We start from the raw sequence: 16,464 nt of genomic DNA, 5'->3' as shown, positions 1-16,464 counted from the left end.
CTCGCCTACCGCTTATGAGGCCAAGCCAACAGTAAAACAACCTATCAGCCTGTCCGAAAAAACTTGACCACTACAGAGACAACGATCGCACCCGGCGTTTCGTTCGGCATCGGGCGGGGCATAAGGTATCGTTCTAGGTTTGGCCACGCATGGAGCAAGATGCGCAGGCGAGAGGGCTTCGTACAGAGGCCTGCCTCGCGGCCAGGCCAGCGGACCAACGGGGAGCGACGATGAAGAAGAACAGGGAGACGACCAGGAGTGCCATGCTGCTCAAACGCTATGCGCCCATTGCGGACAGCATATCCACGCTGTTTTTTCCGTACGCCGAAGTGGTCATACATGACACGGCGGACCGGAAGGTCATTCATATCTCGAACAACCTCTCCCGGCGCGAGGTGGGTGACGACTCGTCAATCGATGAGCTGGACATCAACGCCAAGAAGAAGATCTACGGGCCCTATGAGAAGCTGAACTGGCACGGCCGGCGCATGCGGTCCATCAGCGTCACGATCGACGGGGAAGACGGCAAGCCGGCTGGCGTGATGTGCGTGAACTTCAATATCGCCGTGTTTGAAGATATCGGGGCTGCCCTGGAACTCTTCGTCAAGGGGGTCGGTGTGGCCTCCCGCCCGGTCGACCTGTTCAAGGACGACTGGCAGGAGCGGATCAATATTTTCCTGCACGAATGGCTGCAGAAGCGCCAACTGGCGTTGAACACGCTCACCCGCGATCACAAGCGTGAGCTGGTGGAGGCGCTGTACGCGGAGGGCGCGTTCAACGGCAAGAGCGCGGCTAACTATGTTGCAACTATTCTTGGCATGGGGCGGGCAACTGTTTACAAGCATCTCAAGGGAATGCGCGACGACGCCGAACCGGCGGAATAGCCGCTCGGATACCCCCCCATGCATCATCAAGCAGTTAACGGAGAGACCTATGAGTGATACTGTGTATGACAAGCTGGCCCAGCTGGGGATAACGCTGGATCCGGTGTCAGCGCCGGGGGCGCTGTTCGAGATGGCTGTCCAGACGGGCAAGACCTTGTTCGTCTCCGGCCACATTGCGCGCAAGAATGGTGCGCCCTGGGTCGGCAAGCTCGGGCAGGGCGTGGGTACCGAGGAGGGCGGCTCAGCGGCAAGAGCGGTGGCCATCGATCTGCTTGGCACGCTGCATGCAACGCTCGGTGATCTCAACCGGGTCACGCGAGTCGTCAAGGTGATGAGCCTGGTGAACTCCGCGCCGGACTATACCGAGCAGCATATCGTCACCAATGGCGCCTCGGCGCTGTTGCTGGAGGTCTTCGGCGAAAAAGGGCGCCATGCGCGCAGCGCCTTTGGCGTGGCGCAGTTGCCGATGGGAGCTTGTGTAGAGATCGAGATGGTGGTGGAAGTCGCCTAGCCCTTGCCAAGGGTGGCCCGCGGGCTGGTGCAACCGACCGGAAGCCGGCCGTTCAGGCCTTTGCGTCCTGCGCGCCGGGCGCAAGGCAGGCAGCGACGTGGTCGATCAACTGAAGCAAGACCAGCCTGTCGAAATAGTTGTTCATCTTGCGGTTAAGGAACGCGTCGCCGGCAGAGCCGGCGACGCGTTCTCTTGCAGCCGAGCGCGGCGCGCTAAACCCCATGCAGCAACCACGGCCAGCAATTACGGCCGCTTGTCCCCTGCCGGGCTGGTAGGGCGCTGCGCGGGCAGCTTGCGGACGATGCAGTCCACCGCGCGCGCATCCGATTTGCCTTGCCCGAGCGCGCCGATGACCGAGTCGCGATACTGCGCCGGCGTGATGCGCTGGTAGTAAAGCCGGGAGGTCTGGTCGAGCCAGTACACGTAGTCGCTGTCATTCTGGCCGCGGTCGGTGCGCAGCCAATCGCTGATGTTGTTGTTCCCGATCATCATGTTCGGGCAGCCGCGCTGCACGCTGTCCAGGTAGGCATTGAAGCCTTTCGCCTCGAAGTTGCGCACCGAGTCCGGTGCGCAGCCGCATAGCGCCAGGGCTGCGCAAGCGGCGGCAAGCAAGGGTGCCGCCCGGCAATGCCATGGGCTGCTGCGCGTCGTCATTGCGGAGGCTGGCATATCGCTCCTATGTTCTTTTGATCCCTGGTTCCTTGGTTTTTTGGTTCTCTGGTTCGGCGTGGATGACGCCACGCCCAAGGATAGAGCGGATCCCCCGGCACCTCGCCGCGTAGCGAAAAATTTCATGTGTCGCCTGGAACGGCGTGAACGCCAGGGTGGAAGCTACACCAAATACCGTCGGCTGCACTTTCATGTGCGATTGCAGCAAAAATCTGCAATCCTTCTTGTCCAACGGGGTTTTCCATCCTATAACCATCCCATTGGATGTTAATTGGATGGTAAATAAGCATGAATGAGCAGCAAGGTGCACCTAGCTTGGTCCCCCGCCCCAAAGGCGGCGAAACCGAGAAGATCACGATCAATCTCGGCCCCGTCGATCTCGGCCAGATCGACCTGCTGGTCGAGGAAGGCTTTTACTCGAACCGCACCGACCTGATCCGCACCGCGATCCGCAACCAGCTTGCGATCCACGCGCAGGCCGTCAGCGAGACCGTGACGCGGCGCGCGCTGGTGCTCGGCCTGCAGCATTTCTCCCGCCAGGACCTGGAGGCAGCGCAAGCCGCCCACCAGCGCCTGGATATCCATGTGCTGGGACTCGCCAGCATTGCATCCGATGTCACGCCCGAGCTTGCCCTGGCCACGATCGAATCGATCGTGGTGCTGGGCGCTTTCCATGCCTCCGCCGCCGTCAAGACCGCGCTGGCCGGCCGCATCCGCTAAGCCGTGAGGCAACCCAAAGCCCAACGCTAAAGGCACATCGAAGGACACCATGATGAAGATGAACGAAGAATTTCTGGCTTCCATGCACGAAGCCATGGAGCTGCTGCGCACCGCGGGGCCGCTGGAAGCCACCGAGGCTATTCAGCGTGCGCTGCGCGGCAACGGCGCAGTTCCCGTCGCGGGCTTCCAGCCTGCACAAGTTGTTGAGGCGCTGCTGCCGCGCCAAGCGCAAGAAATCGCTCCGCAAGCGCGTGAAGCCCGCGCAAAGCCCGGGCATGCGCCGCAACCCGCACCGCGACCCGGCGTGCAGGACACCGGCCACTTCACCGTCAGGCGCTACACCGGCTACGCTGGCCATCGCGCCTACAAGCTCTATGTGCCCGCCGGCTTCCAGGGCCAGCGCCTGCCGCTGGTGGTGATGCTGCACGGCTGTACGCAGGATGCGGACGATTTCGCGGCGGGCACCCGCATGAATGCGCTCGCCGAGCGCCACGGCTTCCTGGTCGCGTATCCGATCCAGCCCGCGACGGCCAATCCGTCCAAGTGCTGGAGCTGGTTCAAGCCGGGCGACCAGCAGCGCGAGCTGGGCGAGCCAGCGCTGATCGCGGGTATCACGCGGGAAGTCATGGCCAGCCACCCGGTCGATCCCGATCGCGTGTACGTGGCTGGCTTGTCCGCAGGTGGCGCCATGGCCGCTGTGATGGTCCACGCCTATCCCGAGCTGTATGCCGCCGCGGGGATTCACTCTGGCCTGGCGCACGGCAGCGCGCATGACTTGCCCTCGGCGCTCGCTGCGATGAAAGGCGGGAAGCTGGCGGACAGGGCGCGAGCCGCGCCAGTGCGCCCGCTGATCGTGTTTCACGGCGATGCGGACCCGACGGTCCATGTATCCAACAGCGAGCGATTGCTGCGGGAGTTCAAGGGCGCCGCCGCTGGCGACAGCCAGCGGACCAGCAAACAGAACGGGCGCACCGTCACGTGCCGTCGGTTGAAGTCGCCCGGTGGCGTCGAGGCGGAGCATTGGCTGATTCATGGCGCGCAGCACGCGTGGGCGGGAGGCAGCACACGCGGCTCGTATGCCGACGCGAGCGGGCCCGATGCCAGCGCGGAGATGGTGCGGTTCTTCCTGGCGCATCCGTTGAAGAAGTGAGCGGCGGCGTGGGTGCGTTGGCCTGACCGCCCCCACGCCTCAACCCTTCATCCGCGCCACCAGTTCCTGCGCGAACTCGAGCGACAGCCGCGACAGCGGCTCGGACTGGACATTGAAGATCTGGACCGAGGCATTGACCTTGGTCCGGATCGGAATGGCCACGATATTAGGCCACGCTTGCCCGAACACTGTCATGGCATCGACCAGCGCGATGCCGGCCCCGGCCTGCGCCAGCGCGCGCGCCACGTGCGCCTGCTCCACTTCGATCCGCATGTCGATGTCATCGAAGTCGTTGCCAAACATCTCCCGCACCAGCAAGCCGAACGGCACATCCGCGCCGTAGCCAATCAATGGCTCCCCGGCGAGCTCCGCCGGGCGCACATAGCTGCGCCCGCTCAAAGGGTGTCCCGCGGGCACCAGCGCCACCATCGGGTTCTTCACCAGCAGCCGGGATTCCAGGTTGGGATGCGCCAGCGGCATGTTGGACACGGCCAGCTCGGCCTGGCCGGAGAGCAGGGCGCGCAGCATGTTGCCCGGGATCTGCGTGCGCACCACGATGCGCACGGCCGGATGCGCGGCGCGAAACGAGGCGATGGCCCGGGGCAGCACTGTCTGCCCGAGGTTCGGGCTGCATGAGATGCGCAGGCTGCCCGTGCGGTTGGTGGCGAGGTCTTCGGCGATCTCGTTCACGCGCTCGATCCCTTCATACACCGCATTGACCTCGCCCAGCAGCCGACGCGCTTCCGGTGTCGGGTACAGGCGTCCCTTCACGCGGCGGAACAGCTCCAGCCCCAGGCGTTGCTCGGTGTGCGACATCAGCCGGCTGATGGCGGGCTGGGACACATACAGGAGCTTGGACGCGCCGCTGATCGAGCCCGTGAGCATCACGGCGCGGAACACTTCGATCTGCCGGAGGTTCATTTTCATGATTTCAACCCATTAACCTGATGTTAAGTCGCGCGGACATATAAGCATATGACAGTAATGCCGCTGCTGCCTACACTGGGTTCTGACAGCGCGCTTGAAAACGTGCACCAAGGCGGCGCCAGGCGCAACCGGCGCCAGCACCGCGATGGGGATGCGCAGCCCATTGCGGGGCATCCTGATGCATGCCGGTGCATCGTCCCAACGTTCACAGGAGACCAGGAAAAGACATGAGCGATATCCATCTGACTTACATCAACGGCCGTGACATCGCGAAGCTCGCGATGACCGACAAGGAAATCCTCGACGCGGTGGAGCAGGGCCTGCTGGCGCAAGGCAACAACCAGACCGTGATCGAGCCGCGCGTGCACCTGATTCCAGACCCGGCGTTCAATGGCCACTTCAACGTGCTGCGCGGCTATGTGGCGCCGCTCGGGCTGGCCGGCGTGAAGATCGTCGGCGACTACGTCGACAACTACAAGCTGGGCCTGCCGTCGGAGATGGCCATGCTCAACCTGTTCGACCCGCGCACCGGCATGCCGGTGGCGATGATCGACGCGACCTTCATCACCGATGCGCGCACCGGCGCGGTGACCGCGCTGGGCGCGCGCCACCTGGCACGCCGCAACAGCAAGGTGCTTGGCCATATCGGCGCGCGCGGCACGTCATACTGGAATGTGCGCCTGCTCGACAGCCTCTTCGATTTCGACGAGATCCGCGTGCATTCGCGGCGCCCGGAAAGCCGCGACGCTTTCGCCGCGCGGCTGGAGAGGGATCTTGGCAAGAAGGTCATCGTCACGCAGGACTGGGAGTCGTGCGTGCGGGGGGCGGACATCGTGGTCGAGGCGTCGCGGCTGGACAAGCCCACGCCGCTGCTCAAGACGGAGTGGATCAAGCCGGGCGCATTTGTGGTGCCGTACGGGACCATGAGCGCCGTGGAGCTGTCGCTGACCGACATCATGAGCAAGCTGGTGGTGGACGACTGGACCCAGTGCAAGGGTGGCATGTTCGGCTCGCTGCGCGCGCATGTGGAGGCGGGCAAGTTGTCCGAGCAGACCTTGCACGCGGAGCTTGGCGAGATCGTCGCGGGCCGCAAGCCGGGCCGGCAGAGCGATGACGAGACCAACCTGTTCTGGCACCGTGGCCTGTCGCTGAGCGATATCGCGCTTGGCCACGCCATCATGAAGAAGGCAGAGCGCATGGGCATTGGCCAGCAGCTCGTCTACGCATGATCGCCAACGCGCGCATGTATGCGGTGGCCGCGCCGGTGGGGCAGGCGTGGCGGGCGTTGCTCACCTACGTGGGCGAGCGGGCCGGCGTGGCGTGGACATACGTCGAGCATGCCGCGCCGGCGCCGGTCAGCGCGCTGTGGGCGCGGCCGGACTGCGGCTGCGTTTTCATGTGCGGATTCCCGTTTGTCAGCGCGGGAAGCCGTCATCGCCTGCTGGCGGCGCCGGTGCCGTCGCTGCCGCGCTATGGGGGCCGGCCGGCATACTTCACTGAGTTCATCGTGCGCGCCGATGCGGCGGCCACCACGCTGGAGCCGGCCTTCGGAGGCCGGCTGGCTTGCATGCTGCCGGAATCGAACTCCGGCTACAACGCGCCACGGCACTACCTGATGGAAACGGCTGCCGCCGGCGCCGTCACGTTGTTCCGGCCAACGGCGGCGCCAACCCCCACACCGCGCCAGGTGATCGACGCGGTCATCGGCGGCGATGCCGAGGTGGGCGTGGTGGACAGCTATGTGCTTGACCTGCTGCGCATGCACGCCCCTGAGCTGATGGCGAAGGTGCGCAGCGTGGCGGTGACGCCAGCTTCGCCGATTCCGCCGCTGGTGGCTTCGCCGCAGACCGGCGACGCCACCGTGGCGCGCGTGCGCGCCGTGCTGCTGGACCTGCACTGCGATCCGGCCTGCGCGGGCTGGCTTGCGCAACTGCGGCTGGCGCGCTTTGCTGCCGTCAGCGCGCAGGACTATGACGTGCTGGCGCGCTACGCCAGCGAAGCCGACCAGGCGGGCTTTGCGCTGACCGGCACCCTTGACGCCAAGGAGTACCGCCCATGACCGCCACGGCTGCGAGCACGGCTTGCGCGTGGCTGGCCATGCCCGGGAGCCAGTATTCTTGATTTTCTGATAGTCCGACTGACGTGGAGAATTGTCGATGAAGCGTTTCCTGATGACTTTGCTGGCCGCCGGGTTGCCGATACTTGCCGGCGCCCAGGCCTATCCGTCCAAGCCCGTGCGGCTGATCGTGCCGTTCCCGGCGGGCGGGCCCGCCGACGTGCTCGGCAGGGTCGTGGGCGAGGGGTTGTCCAAGGCGTGGGGCCAAAGCGTGTTGGTGGAGAACAAGGCGGGCGCGGCCGGCACCATCGGCGTGGACCAGGCGGCCAAGGCCGCGCCGGATGGCTATACGCTGGCGGTGGTGCCGGTAGGGAATATCGCCGTCAATCCTTCTCTGTTCCGCAGCCTGCCGTACAAGGCGCAAGACCTGGTGCCGGTGACGATGCTGGCCACGGCGGAGAACGTGCTGGTGGTCGGCGCCAACGTTCCCGCCGCCTCCCTCGCGGATCTCCTCAAGCTGGCGGCGCAAAAGCCGGGCGAGCTGACCTTTGCCTCGCCCGGGGCCGGCAGCCAGGCGCACCTGGCGGGCGAGCTGCTGCAGCTGGACGCCAAGGTCAAGCTCAACCACATTCCCTACAAGGGCGTGAGCCCGGCCATGACAGATCTGGTCGGGGGCCAGGTGACCATGATGTTCGCGCAGGTCTCGTCGGCGTTGCCGTACATCAAGGCGGGCAAGCTCCACGCGCTCGGCGTGGCCAGCCAGAAACGCCTGGCGGTGATGCCCGACGTGCCCACCATTGCCGAGCAGGGCTTTCCCAAGTTCGAGGCCGTATCCTGGTACGCGCTGATGGCGCCGGCAGGCACGCCCAAGGACGTGATCGCCCGCATCAATCACCAGGCGCTTGAAGTGCTGGCGAACCCGGCGCTCAAGGAGAAGCTGGCCACACTCGGCATGGACACCAGCGGCGGCACGCCGCAGGAACTGGCCACCACGATCCAGCAGGACAGCGCGCGCTGGGCCGGCGTGATTCGCAAGCGCCAGATCACGGTGGACTGAGGGCGTTGCGTGGTGGCGTGCTGGGTGGTCCCGTGCGCTGGCGGGCTTTCCCGCGCCATGACATCAAGGAGTACCTGTGACCGGCTAATTTCAATAGGGTTTACAGGCTCGCGCCGGCTACGGCGAGCCGATTGCGGCGCACCCGGCAAAGCGGTGAATGAGACCCTTCGTGCACCGTCCCACGCCGTGCGTCCAAGTCCTTCTCCAGCATCGGCCACGAGTTCCGCGCGCCGCTGACGCTGATGCTCGGTCCGCTCGAGGCGTTGCTGAACAGGCCCCACGCCGCCGGCTCCGACGATCACCGGCTGATCGAGATCACGCATCGCAACGGCCTGCGGTTGCTCAAGCTGGTCAACGCGCTACTGGATTTTTCAGGGATGAGGAAGTGACTTGAAAAGCGGCTCTATAGGCGCTTTAATGTAATATTTCTATAAGATACATTGATGTAACTTATAGGCAATGGCGACAAGATGCCGAAGCGGGTGGGGCCGTGCACCGTGACCCGCGAACAGGAGTTTTGACCGCAAACCGGCTTCCAGCCTAGCCATGCGCCCGGCGGCCCAGCGCGCCGGCGTGCATTTCCCCGCCGGCAGCCGCGCGGGCGACGGGGCGCCGCCGGGCCATCTCCCCGGCTGAGGGGGCCCGCCGACGGCGCAGATAAAGACATCTGGGATTTTTCCTAAAGTTTCTGCGCGGATCGCCGTTATCCAGACGACGAAGCCGGCGTAGTCCACATAAAAGGGGAGATGCAGCAATGATGTCATTTGCCAACCTGACCATCCGTACACGCCTTGGCGTGGGTTTCGCGGTGGTTTTGCTCTTGATGGCCGCGGCGATCGCGGTCGGGCTGGACCGCCTGCCCGGGGCTGGCGGCGGCCACGCGCAACAGGCCATCGACGGCGCGCGCACCCTGATGTTTACCCTATGGTTTGTCGCGTTTCTGGTTGGTGCCGCCTTTACCTACGGCATCGCGCGCAGCATCGCGGAGCCGCTTGCCGAGGCCGTCTATATCGCCGAGACCGTGGCCTCCGGCGATCTCAGCAAGGAGTTTGAAACCGAGCGCAAGGGCGAGTTCGGCCGCTTGCTGGCCGGCATGGGCGAGATGGAGGACATGCTCACGGATCTGGTGACCCGCATCAAGGAATCGACCGATTCCATCACGGACGCCTCGACGCAGATCGCGGCAGGCAATACCGATCTCTCGCAGCGCACGGAGGAGCAGGCCGCCGCGCTGCAGGAAACCGCATCGAGCATGGGCGAGCTGACCGCCATGGTCAGGCAGAACACTGAGCGCGCGCACGCGGCCAATGAACTGGCGGCCAATGCCTCGAATATTGCGCAGCGCGGCGGCACTGTGGTGGGCGAGGTGGTGGAGACCATGCAGGCGATCAGCGCGAGTTCCAAGAAGGTCGTCGACATCATCGACGTGATCGAGGGCATCGCATTCCAGACCAATATCCTGGCGCTCAACGCCGCCGTGGAAGCAGCGCGCGCGGGCGAGCAAGGGCGCGGCTTTGCCGTGGTGGCGGGCGAGGTGCGCACGCTGGCGCAGCGCAGCGCCGCGGCGGCCAAGGAAATCCGCGGCCTGATCGGCGACTCCGTGGAGCAGGTGCGCAACGGCTCCGCGCGGGTGGAGCATGCCGGCCAGACCATGCGCGAGATCGTGACGGCGTCCCGCCAGGTGACCACCATCCTGGGCGAGATCTCGGTGGCGTCGGCGCAGCAGAGCGGCGGCATCGAGCAGGTCAATCAAGCGGTGATGCAAATGGACGCAGTCACGCAGCAGAACGCCGCGCTGGTGGAACAAGCCGCCGCCGCCGCGTCGGCCCTGGCGGAACAAGCGCACCAGTTGCAGAACGCGGTGGGCGAGTTCAAGCTGGACGCCACCCCTGACGACAAAGCCCCTGGGCAACACCGTTTTGCCGGCACGCTGCAGGGTGCGCACGCCTGATCGCTGGCGACATGGGTTGTGATGCCGGCGCGGCTTGTGCGCCGCGTCTTGGCCGTATCGGGTTGAAGTTTTTACACCGGTGGCAGGCATTTACCGCCACCGTGTTCCTGCCAGTCTGCCTCGGCGTCTCCATTTTCCTCCGCGCAAGCGCGATGAGCGCCTGATCCGGCGCTTCTCGCCGCCATCCTGCGCCACAGCCACTATCCTTAAGCCGGGCATCGAAGTTGCGAGCCAGCAACTGGCGACAAGCCATTTGCGTGGATTGCTTGTGCTTTTCGCCCTGTTGATGATGTCCTGCCTGGGCCACCGCGGCCAGCGCGGGCATGGCGGCTAATAAAAAGGAGTGCCTGATGACGAAAACCGTGAGAAGCAAACTGCTGTTGGGCGCGATGCTCGCCGGCGGGTTCCTGGTCTCGGCCCCGAGTTTTGCGCAGCCGGACCGCGGCCCTGATCGTGACTCCGACCGCGGCGCCGACCGTGGTTACCAATATCAGGGCCAGTCGCAGCCGCCCCGGGATGCCCGTCGGGGCCCGGGTGACGACCGCGACAACGGGCGTGCCGGGCCCGGCCAGTGGCATAAGGGCGACAGGCTCCCCGCGGAGTACCGTGATCGTCAATATGTCGTGGATGACTGGCATTCGTACGATCTGCCGAAGCCATCGAAAGGCCACCACTGGGTAGGCGTAGGCGGGGACTTCTACCTGGTTGCGCCAAACGGCGCGATCGTCGATATGGGCGGACGGCGTTAGGACGTTCTTCCCAGCCCGATCCAGTCCCGAGCGATCAGGCAGCCGGATTCCAGGCGCACGCAGGGCATGGATCATTCATATCCATGACTACGCGCAACCTCAACGTAATCGACGTCGCCTAAACTCAATCGGGATACAAGCCTGGAGCCAGCCACGATGGCGGCTCCGGGTGCCGGCTGCCCGCACTTTGAACCGACGTGTCTGACACTTTGCTTCTTGCCGTGGCGTGGCCTGCGTCCGGGCGGGTATCCGGCGCGCACCGTCATGGGTGCGCCGATGGTTGAGGGATGGTGGCTTGCGCTGTTACACGAGGCGCGGCCCTGTCCAGTTTGTCCCCCACAGAAAAGAGGAATAAAGATGTCAACTCGTCGTCATTTCTTGAAAGGCATTCCGATCATCGCGGCGGCCGGCGCGCTGGGTGTTTCCCTGTCGGCCAGGGCGCAGGGCAGCGGCCCGATGGTGGATGAAAAAGATCCGCAGGCGGTCGGTCTGGGCTACAAGGCCGATACATCGAAGGTGGACAAGGCCAAGTACCCGAAGCACGATGCCAGCCAGCATTGCGGCAACTGCCAGCTCTTCCAGGGCAAGGCGACCGACGCAAGCGGCGGCTGCCCCCTGTTTGCCGGCAAGCAGGTCGCGACCAAGGGCTGGTGCAGTGCGTGGGTGAAGAAGGCTTGAAGAGGCTTGAAGAAGGATTGAAGAAGGCATGATGCCGTGAAGGCGGCGGGAGCGCGTCTGGGCGCGCCCGCCGCCTTCTTTTGTTCAGGCATCAATCATCAATTGGCCACTTGGGCCGGCGAATGTGCCGGTAGGGCAGGGAGCGCAGATCGAGCGAGACCGAGCCCGGCGCATCCGCGTAGATGACATGGCGCGCGATCCGCGAGAACGCGGTGTGGAAGTGCTGCGCCGATTTGACGACGATCAGCGTCTTCTGCGCCAGCCGGCAGCCGAGCTGCGTAAAGACATCGGTGTCCAGCGCCTGCGCGCGCAGCGTGATCAGCACGATCTCGATGCCATCCGCTTCCACCAGTGCCGCGTTGCCTACCGCCGCCGGCGCGCCCGACAGCCCCGTCATGATCATGTCCGGGACCAGCGCCTTCACGGCGCAGTCCAGGTCGATGGGCTCGCCCGACATCGGGCTGACCTTGCCGCCGATGCGCAGCGCCAGCCGCGCGCCCACGCCGGCGCTAAAGGCAATGCGCACCGCGATGGGGTCCCACACGGGGCCCACCGCCACGTTGCCGATGCCCCGCTCGCGCAGGCGATGCAAAAGGAACGTGGCATCGCCGGCCGCGCCGCCGCCAGGGTTGTCGGCCGCATCCGCGATGACCACGGGCGCGCCGCCCGGCTCCATGGCCAATGCCAGCGCCAGGTCGATGGCCGCATCCGGGGCAGGGTAAGCCGGCGTCAGGGCCTCGCGCATGCTGATCAGCTCGTCGGCCAGGCGCCGCGCGAGCCGTTGCGCGGCCGCGGCGTCAGCATCCGCGTACACCAGCAGCTTGGTGCCCATGTCGGGCACGTCGCCCCACGGGAAGCCGTGCACCACGGAGACCGAGAGGATGCCGTCGCGGCCCTCCAGTGCGATCAGCCGGTCGACATAGCTGCGTGCCGGCTCCTGGTTGGTCCGGATGGTGACGACCATCTCGCAGTCGACCACTGCCGCCACGGGCGTGATGCGTCCCTCCACCTGCGCCGCGCACAGGTCCACCAGCTCCAGCGCCCGCTCGCGGATATCGGTGTGCGGATATTCCTTGTAGGCCACCAGGATGTCGGCATGCGCCACCATGGCATCCGACAGGTGGCTGTGCGGATCCAGCTCGGCGCCGACCACCACGGCGGGGCCAACCAGCGCGCGCACGCGGGTGAGCAGGTCGCCCTCGCAGTCCGCATAGCCGTCCGCCACCATGGCGCCGTGCAGGCCCAGCACCACCATGTCGACAGGCAGCGAGCGCTGCAGGTCGCCGAGCAGCTCGTCGCGTAGCGTTTCGTAGGCATGGCGCGTGGTCACGCCGCTGGGCTGCGCGCCCGCGGCCATGCCCTCGATCACCACCCAGCCGCGCTCGCGGCCGCGTTCGCGGGCGGCCCATAGCGGGCCGCTGAACACGGTCATTTCTGGCGGGTGCGTGCCCGCGGGAAAGTAGCCGCGGTCGACGAACGCATCGAGCGCGGTCGGCAGCGGGGCGAAGGTGTTGGTTTCGGTGGCTAGCGAGCCGGTAAAAACGCGCATGGTCTTCCGGCCTAGTCCGCGGTGGCGCCGGAGGCCTTGACCACGGCGCCCCATTTGGTGATTTCCGAGCCGACAAACTGGCGCAGCGCTTCGGGCGTGCCACCGCCTGGTGTCGCCACCATCGCGGCGAGCTTCTCGCGGGTTTCCTTCTCGCCCATGATCGCGTTGACTTCCTTGTTCAGCGTATCGACGATGCTGCCCGGCGTGCCCGCGGGCAGGAAGAGCGCGTACCAGGACACCACTTCATAGCCCTTCAGCCCGCCGGCATCCACGGTGGGGATCTCCGGCGCGAAGGGCTGCGCGCTGGCGCTGGTCACCGCCAGCGCGCGCAGCTTCCCGCTCTTGATCAGCGGCATGACCGACGGCGCCGTATCGAACATCACCTGCACCTGGCCCGCCATCAGGTCGGTCAGTGCCGGGGCGCTGCCCTTGTACTGCACGTGCTCCATCCGGATGCCCGCCATCATCTTGAACAGCTCGGCCGACAGCCGCGTCGACGAGCCCGCGCCGGACGACGCGAAGAAGAGGCCCTTCGGATGCGCCTTGGCATAGCTGATGAACTCCGCCACCGTCGTTGCCGGCACCGAGGGGTTCACCGCCATGATGTTCGGGAAGCGCGTGAGCAACACCACCGGCGCGAAGTCCTTCTGGAAGTCGAAGGGTAGCTTCTTGTACAGCGAGACATTGATGGTGCTGGCATTGGAGCCCAGCAGGATGGTGTAGCCATCGTTGGGCGAACGCGCCACGCCGGCCGCCGCGATATTGCTGGCCGCGCCAGGGCGGTTTTCAACCACGAAGCTCTGCCCGAGCCGTTCCGACAGCCGGTTGGCCACCAGCCGCGCCACGGCATCGGAGGAGCCGCCGGGCGCGTAACCGACCACGATCTTCACGGGCTTGACCGGGTACGCGGGGTCTTGCGGTGCCGCGCCCGCGGTCTGGTGACAGAGCACGCCCAGGGTTGCGGCTGCCAGGATTGAAGAGAAGGGTTTCATGCTTGGTTTGCTCGAAGGGGGCGGGAGAATTTGCTGCCCGCACATTATTCGCAATTCCAGTCCTCCAGATCAATGTAAGCTTGCCGGGAAATTGTTGCCTATTTGGCAACGATTTTTGTTGAATGGACCAAAGCCGTTTGACATGACGATGGCTGAACAAAACAGAGGCATTGGACGAAGCCGACCGATGGGCCAAAGCCGCGTGCCGTGACGACGGCTGTCGCAGACCGGTGACATTGAACGGAGCCGACGGATGGGCCAACACCGCACGCCACGACGACGGCTGTCGCTCCCTCTCCCCTCACGGGGAGAGGGCTGGGGAGAGGGGCGGTTTGGCTAGGAGCCACTAGAAGCGAAGCCCTCGGTTTTATGCAGCACGCAGGCGTATCGAGCGCCCGCCCTCTCCCCCGGCCCCCCATCCGCTGCGTGGGCGAGGGGAGCAAACCAGAAAGGCCAGAACAACAGGAACGGAAAAAATGGAAGGCGGACTCAGCGCGCGGCGCTTGCAGTATTTTTTCGAGGCGGTCAACACGGGGTCGGTGCGCGGCGCAGCCGAGCGGCTTGGCGTGGAGCCGTCGATCGTCAGCCGGCAAATCCAGTTGCTGGAGACCGAACTAGGCGTGGCGCTGCTCGAGCGCAAAGGCCGGGGCATCGTGCCGACCGAGGTGGCCGCCATCGTGATGGAGCATTGCCGCGACCGCCAGGCCAGCGAGCAAGCGCTGATGGCCCGGCTCGATGAGGTGAACGGCCTGCAGCGCGGCGACCTCCAGCTGGTGGCCAGCGAAGGCTTTGTCGATATCCTGATGAGCGGCGTGGTGGACGAGTTCTGCCACCAGTATCCCGGCATCCGCGTCTCGCTGAAGGTGGCCGGTGCCTCCGACGCCGTGCGTGCGGTGGCGCATGACGACGCGCATATCGGCGTCGTGTTCGGCGCGCCCGCGGACCCCGCCATTCACGTGGTCGCCGCGCGCACGCATCCGCTGTGTGTCATTGCCTGGCCGGACCATCCGCTCGCGCGCCAGCGCAAGCGGCCAGCATTGAAGGACGTGGCACGATATCCGGTGGCAATGATGGCGCCGGGATTCGGCTTGCGCCAGCTGATCCAGATGGCGGAGCTCTCCGAGAATATCGTCCTCACGCCCAGCTTCGTCGCCAACGCCATCCTCACGCTCAAGCGCTATGTCGAGTGTCGCCTTGGCCTGACCTTCACCTCCTCGAACTCCGTGGTGAAGGAGGTCGCCAGGGGCGAGCTTGTGGCGCTGCGCACCACCAATCCCATCTTCGAGGCCGCGCAGTCGCGCCTGATCGTCAGGGCCAACCGTCCGCTGACGAGCGCGGCGCGCGGCATGCTTGAGCGCATCGAAGCGTCGCCGTTGTTCGATGGTGGGAAGTGAGGGAGGGCGATAATGCGGTGGCGGTGGTGTTGATGAAGCAGGTGGCGGCCTTTTTACACTTTAGTTTCGTTTATTGCGTTTGTGGATTCGTTCGAATAGACTGCCGACTTGTAGGTGTTCGTATTTGGAGTGAGTCATGAGTCATGCCGCAATAGCCGAAATGTCCCTGCCGCTGGAGCGCGAGGTGCAGGTGGCAGTCGAGGGCCAGCGGGCTCTCGCCGCCTATCTTGCTACGCAACTCGAGACTCAGCACATTCAGATTTTCGACGAGAAGAATCAGGCTCATCGGGTGGAATTGCCAACTTCGGCACTCCGTTTGCTGGTGGACATCCTGGCGGAACTGGCCGAGGGCAACGCCGTCAAGGTTGTTCCGTTGCACGCCGAGTTGACCACGCAAGAGGCCGCGGACTTGCTGAATGTCTCACGTCCTCATCTTGTGAAGTTGCTTGAGACCGATGCCCTGCCGTACCACAAGACAGGCAAACATCGGCGCGTGCGTTTTGCCGATCTGATGCGTTTCAAGGCCGAACGCGATCGCGCGAGCGAACAGGCCATGGAAGCGCTGGCTCGCCAGGCTCAGGAGTTGAATCTGGGCTACGAATGAGGCATTCCCCGTTTACTGCCCTCTATGATGCGTGCGTACTTTATCCGGCTCCGTTGCGAGATTTTCTGATGTGGTTGGGGCTGTCCGGCCGATTCAGGGCGCGATGGAGTGCACAGATACATGACGAGTGGAAACGCAACCTACTGAAAAATCGCCTTGACCTGACCGCCGAGCAAGTCAATCGCACGGCCGACCTGATGGATCTAGCGATCCCCGATGGGCTTGTTAGCGGGTATGAGGATCTTGTCGCTGGATTGACGCTGCCCGATGCGAACGACAGACATGTTCTCGCTGCCGCCATTCGCTGCAATGCGAGCGTAATCGTGACTTTCAACGAGAAGGATTTTCCGGCGGAGGTGCTCGGCGGCTTCGGGATCGAGGCTCGGCATCCTGATGAATTTGCCGGAAACCTCTTTGATCTTGACCCTGCCGCTGTTGTCTCGGCAGCGCAACTGCAGCGGCGGCAACTGAAGAATCCGCCGATGGATACCGATAGTGTGGGGTATCCATTTAACCGGAGTCGTCACGTCTCCACGGCCGATTTTGCCGGGGGCGATCGAGACTGGGAGGATG

Annotated in this window: 18 protein-coding genes and 1 pseudogene; 14 read left to right on the top strand and 5 right to left on the bottom strand. The window is 64.9% G+C overall.

Annotated features, from left to right (window positions below; translation table 11 throughout):
• Positions 1 to 230: 230 nt before the first annotated feature.
• Positions 231 to 884 carry a transcriptional regulator gene (locus ACGLHR_RS45410; RefSeq protein WP_400102372.1) on the top strand — a complete coding sequence of 218 codons (654 nt, stop codon included), beginning with the start codon at positions 231 to 233 and terminating at the stop codon, positions 882 to 884.
• 49 nt (positions 885 to 933) lie between these two features.
• Positions 934 to 1,395, top strand: coding sequence for a RidA family protein (locus ACGLHR_RS45405; RefSeq protein WP_400102371.1), 462 nt, complete (start codon positions 934 to 936; stop codon positions 1,393 to 1,395).
• A gap of 243 nt (positions 1,396 to 1,638) precedes the next feature.
• Here ACGLHR_RS45405 and ACGLHR_RS45400 read toward each other — a convergent pair whose 3' ends face one another.
• Positions 1,639 to 2,064, bottom strand: coding sequence for a hypothetical protein (locus tag ACGLHR_RS45400; RefSeq protein ID WP_400102370.1), 426 nt, complete (start codon positions 2,062 to 2,064; stop codon positions 1,639 to 1,641).
• A 7-nt stretch (positions 2,065 to 2,071) separates the two neighbouring features.
• Positions 2,072 to 2,296 (bottom strand): hypothetical protein, encoded by a 225-nt coding sequence (locus ACGLHR_RS45395; protein ID WP_400102369.1) that lies wholly within the window; start codon positions 2,294 to 2,296, stop codon positions 2,072 to 2,074.
• A gap of 56 nt (positions 2,297 to 2,352) precedes the next feature.
• Here ACGLHR_RS45395 and ACGLHR_RS45390 point away from each other — a divergent pair, with 56 nt between their 5' ends.
• Together ACGLHR_RS45390 and ACGLHR_RS45385 are read left to right on the top strand one after the other, a co-directional pair.
• Positions 2,353 to 2,784 carry a CopG family transcriptional regulator gene (locus ACGLHR_RS45390; protein WP_400102368.1) on the top strand — a complete coding sequence of 144 codons (432 nt, stop codon included), beginning with the start codon at positions 2,353 to 2,355 and terminating at the stop codon, positions 2,782 to 2,784.
• Positions 2,785 to 2,836: 52 nt separating this feature from the next.
• A complete protein-coding gene (locus ACGLHR_RS45385; protein ID WP_400102373.1) occupies positions 2,837 to 3,934 on the top strand; it encodes an alpha/beta hydrolase family esterase in 1,098 nt (365 codons plus the stop codon).
• 39 nt (positions 3,935 to 3,973) lie between these two features.
• On the opposite strand, the gene ACGLHR_RS45380 is transcribed toward ACGLHR_RS45385, so the two are convergent.
• The gene (locus ACGLHR_RS45380; RefSeq protein ID WP_400102367.1) at positions 3,974 to 4,861 is read right to left on the bottom strand and encodes a LysR family transcriptional regulator; all 888 of its coding nucleotides are present in this window, start codon (positions 4,859 to 4,861) and stop codon (positions 3,974 to 3,976) included.
• Between the two features lie 227 nt (positions 4,862 to 5,088).
• Between ACGLHR_RS45380 and ACGLHR_RS45375 the strand changes: the two genes are divergently transcribed.
• From ACGLHR_RS45375 to ACGLHR_RS45345, 7 genes and pseudogenes are all read left to right on the top strand, one after another.
• Entirely contained in the window at positions 5,089 to 6,090 is a 1,002-nt protein-coding gene (locus tag ACGLHR_RS45375; protein ID WP_400102366.1) for an ornithine cyclodeaminase family protein, read from the top strand.
• Complete coding sequence (locus tag ACGLHR_RS45370) at positions 6,087 to 6,920, top strand: phosphate/phosphite/phosphonate ABC transporter substrate-binding protein (RefSeq protein WP_400102365.1); 834 nt, start codon at positions 6,087 to 6,089, stop codon at positions 6,918 to 6,920. Before ACGLHR_RS45375 ends, ACGLHR_RS45370 begins: the two co-directional genes overlap by 4 nt.
• Before the next feature lie 97 nt (positions 6,921 to 7,017).
• Complete coding sequence (locus tag ACGLHR_RS45365) at positions 7,018 to 7,974, top strand: Bug family tripartite tricarboxylate transporter substrate binding protein (RefSeq protein WP_400102364.1); 957 nt, start codon at positions 7,018 to 7,020, stop codon at positions 7,972 to 7,974.
• A 200-nt stretch (positions 7,975 to 8,174) separates the two neighbouring features.
• Positions 8,175 to 8,348 (top strand): annotated as a pseudogene (locus tag ACGLHR_RS45360) (histidine kinase dimerization/phospho-acceptor domain-containing protein); the annotation flags it as partial.
• A 380-nt stretch (positions 8,349 to 8,728) separates the two neighbouring features.
• Complete coding sequence (locus tag ACGLHR_RS45355) at positions 8,729 to 9,925, top strand: methyl-accepting chemotaxis protein (RefSeq protein WP_400102363.1); 1,197 nt, start codon at positions 8,729 to 8,731, stop codon at positions 9,923 to 9,925.
• A gap of 350 nt (positions 9,926 to 10,275) precedes the next feature.
• Positions 10,276 to 10,674, top strand: a complete 399-nt coding sequence (locus tag ACGLHR_RS45350) for an RcnB family protein (RefSeq protein ID WP_400102362.1) — start codon at positions 10,276 to 10,278, stop codon at positions 10,672 to 10,674.
• Positions 10,675 to 11,031: 357 nt separating this feature from the next.
• Positions 11,032 to 11,352: a high-potential iron-sulfur protein gene (locus ACGLHR_RS45345; RefSeq protein ID WP_318237071.1), complete on the top strand. Its 321-nt coding sequence runs from the start codon at positions 11,032 to 11,034 to the stop codon at positions 11,350 to 11,352.
• A gap of 91 nt (positions 11,353 to 11,443) precedes the next feature.
• Here the strand turns inward: ACGLHR_RS45345 and ACGLHR_RS45340 are convergent, their stop codons facing one another.
• On the bottom strand, positions 11,444 to 12,901 hold the full coding sequence (locus ACGLHR_RS45340; protein ID WP_400102361.1) for a M81 family metallopeptidase: 1,458 nt from the start codon (positions 12,899 to 12,901) through the stop codon (positions 11,444 to 11,446).
• A gap of 11 nt (positions 12,902 to 12,912) precedes the next feature.
• Complete coding sequence (locus ACGLHR_RS45335; RefSeq protein ID WP_400102360.1) at positions 12,913 to 13,893, bottom strand: tripartite tricarboxylate transporter substrate binding protein; 981 nt, start codon at positions 13,891 to 13,893, stop codon at positions 12,913 to 12,915.
• Between the two features lie 476 nt (positions 13,894 to 14,369).
• Between ACGLHR_RS45335 and ACGLHR_RS45330 the strand changes: the two genes are divergently transcribed.
• From ACGLHR_RS45330 to ACGLHR_RS45320, 3 genes are all read left to right on the top strand, one after another.
• Complete coding sequence (locus ACGLHR_RS45330; RefSeq protein WP_400102359.1) at positions 14,370 to 15,287, top strand: LysR family transcriptional regulator; 918 nt, start codon at positions 14,370 to 14,372, stop codon at positions 15,285 to 15,287.
• A 136-nt stretch (positions 15,288 to 15,423) separates the two neighbouring features.
• Positions 15,424 to 15,891 carry an excisionase family DNA-binding protein gene (locus tag ACGLHR_RS45325; protein ID WP_400102358.1) on the top strand — a complete coding sequence of 156 codons (468 nt, stop codon included), beginning with the start codon at positions 15,424 to 15,426 and terminating at the stop codon, positions 15,889 to 15,891.
• A partial coding sequence (locus ACGLHR_RS45320; protein ID WP_400102357.1) for a putative toxin-antitoxin system toxin component, PIN family occupies positions 15,888 to 16,464 on the top strand: 577 nt, incomplete at its 3' end. The genes ACGLHR_RS45325 and ACGLHR_RS45320, both read left to right, overlap by 4 nt.

The sequence above is a fragment of the Cupriavidus sp. CuC1 genome (assembly GCF_044627735.1).
Classification (GTDB): domain Bacteria; phylum Pseudomonadota; class Gammaproteobacteria; order Burkholderiales; family Burkholderiaceae; genus Cupriavidus; species Cupriavidus ulmosensis.
Note: the sequence above shows the minus strand (reverse complement) of the source record. Positions and strands in the feature narration are given on the sequence as shown.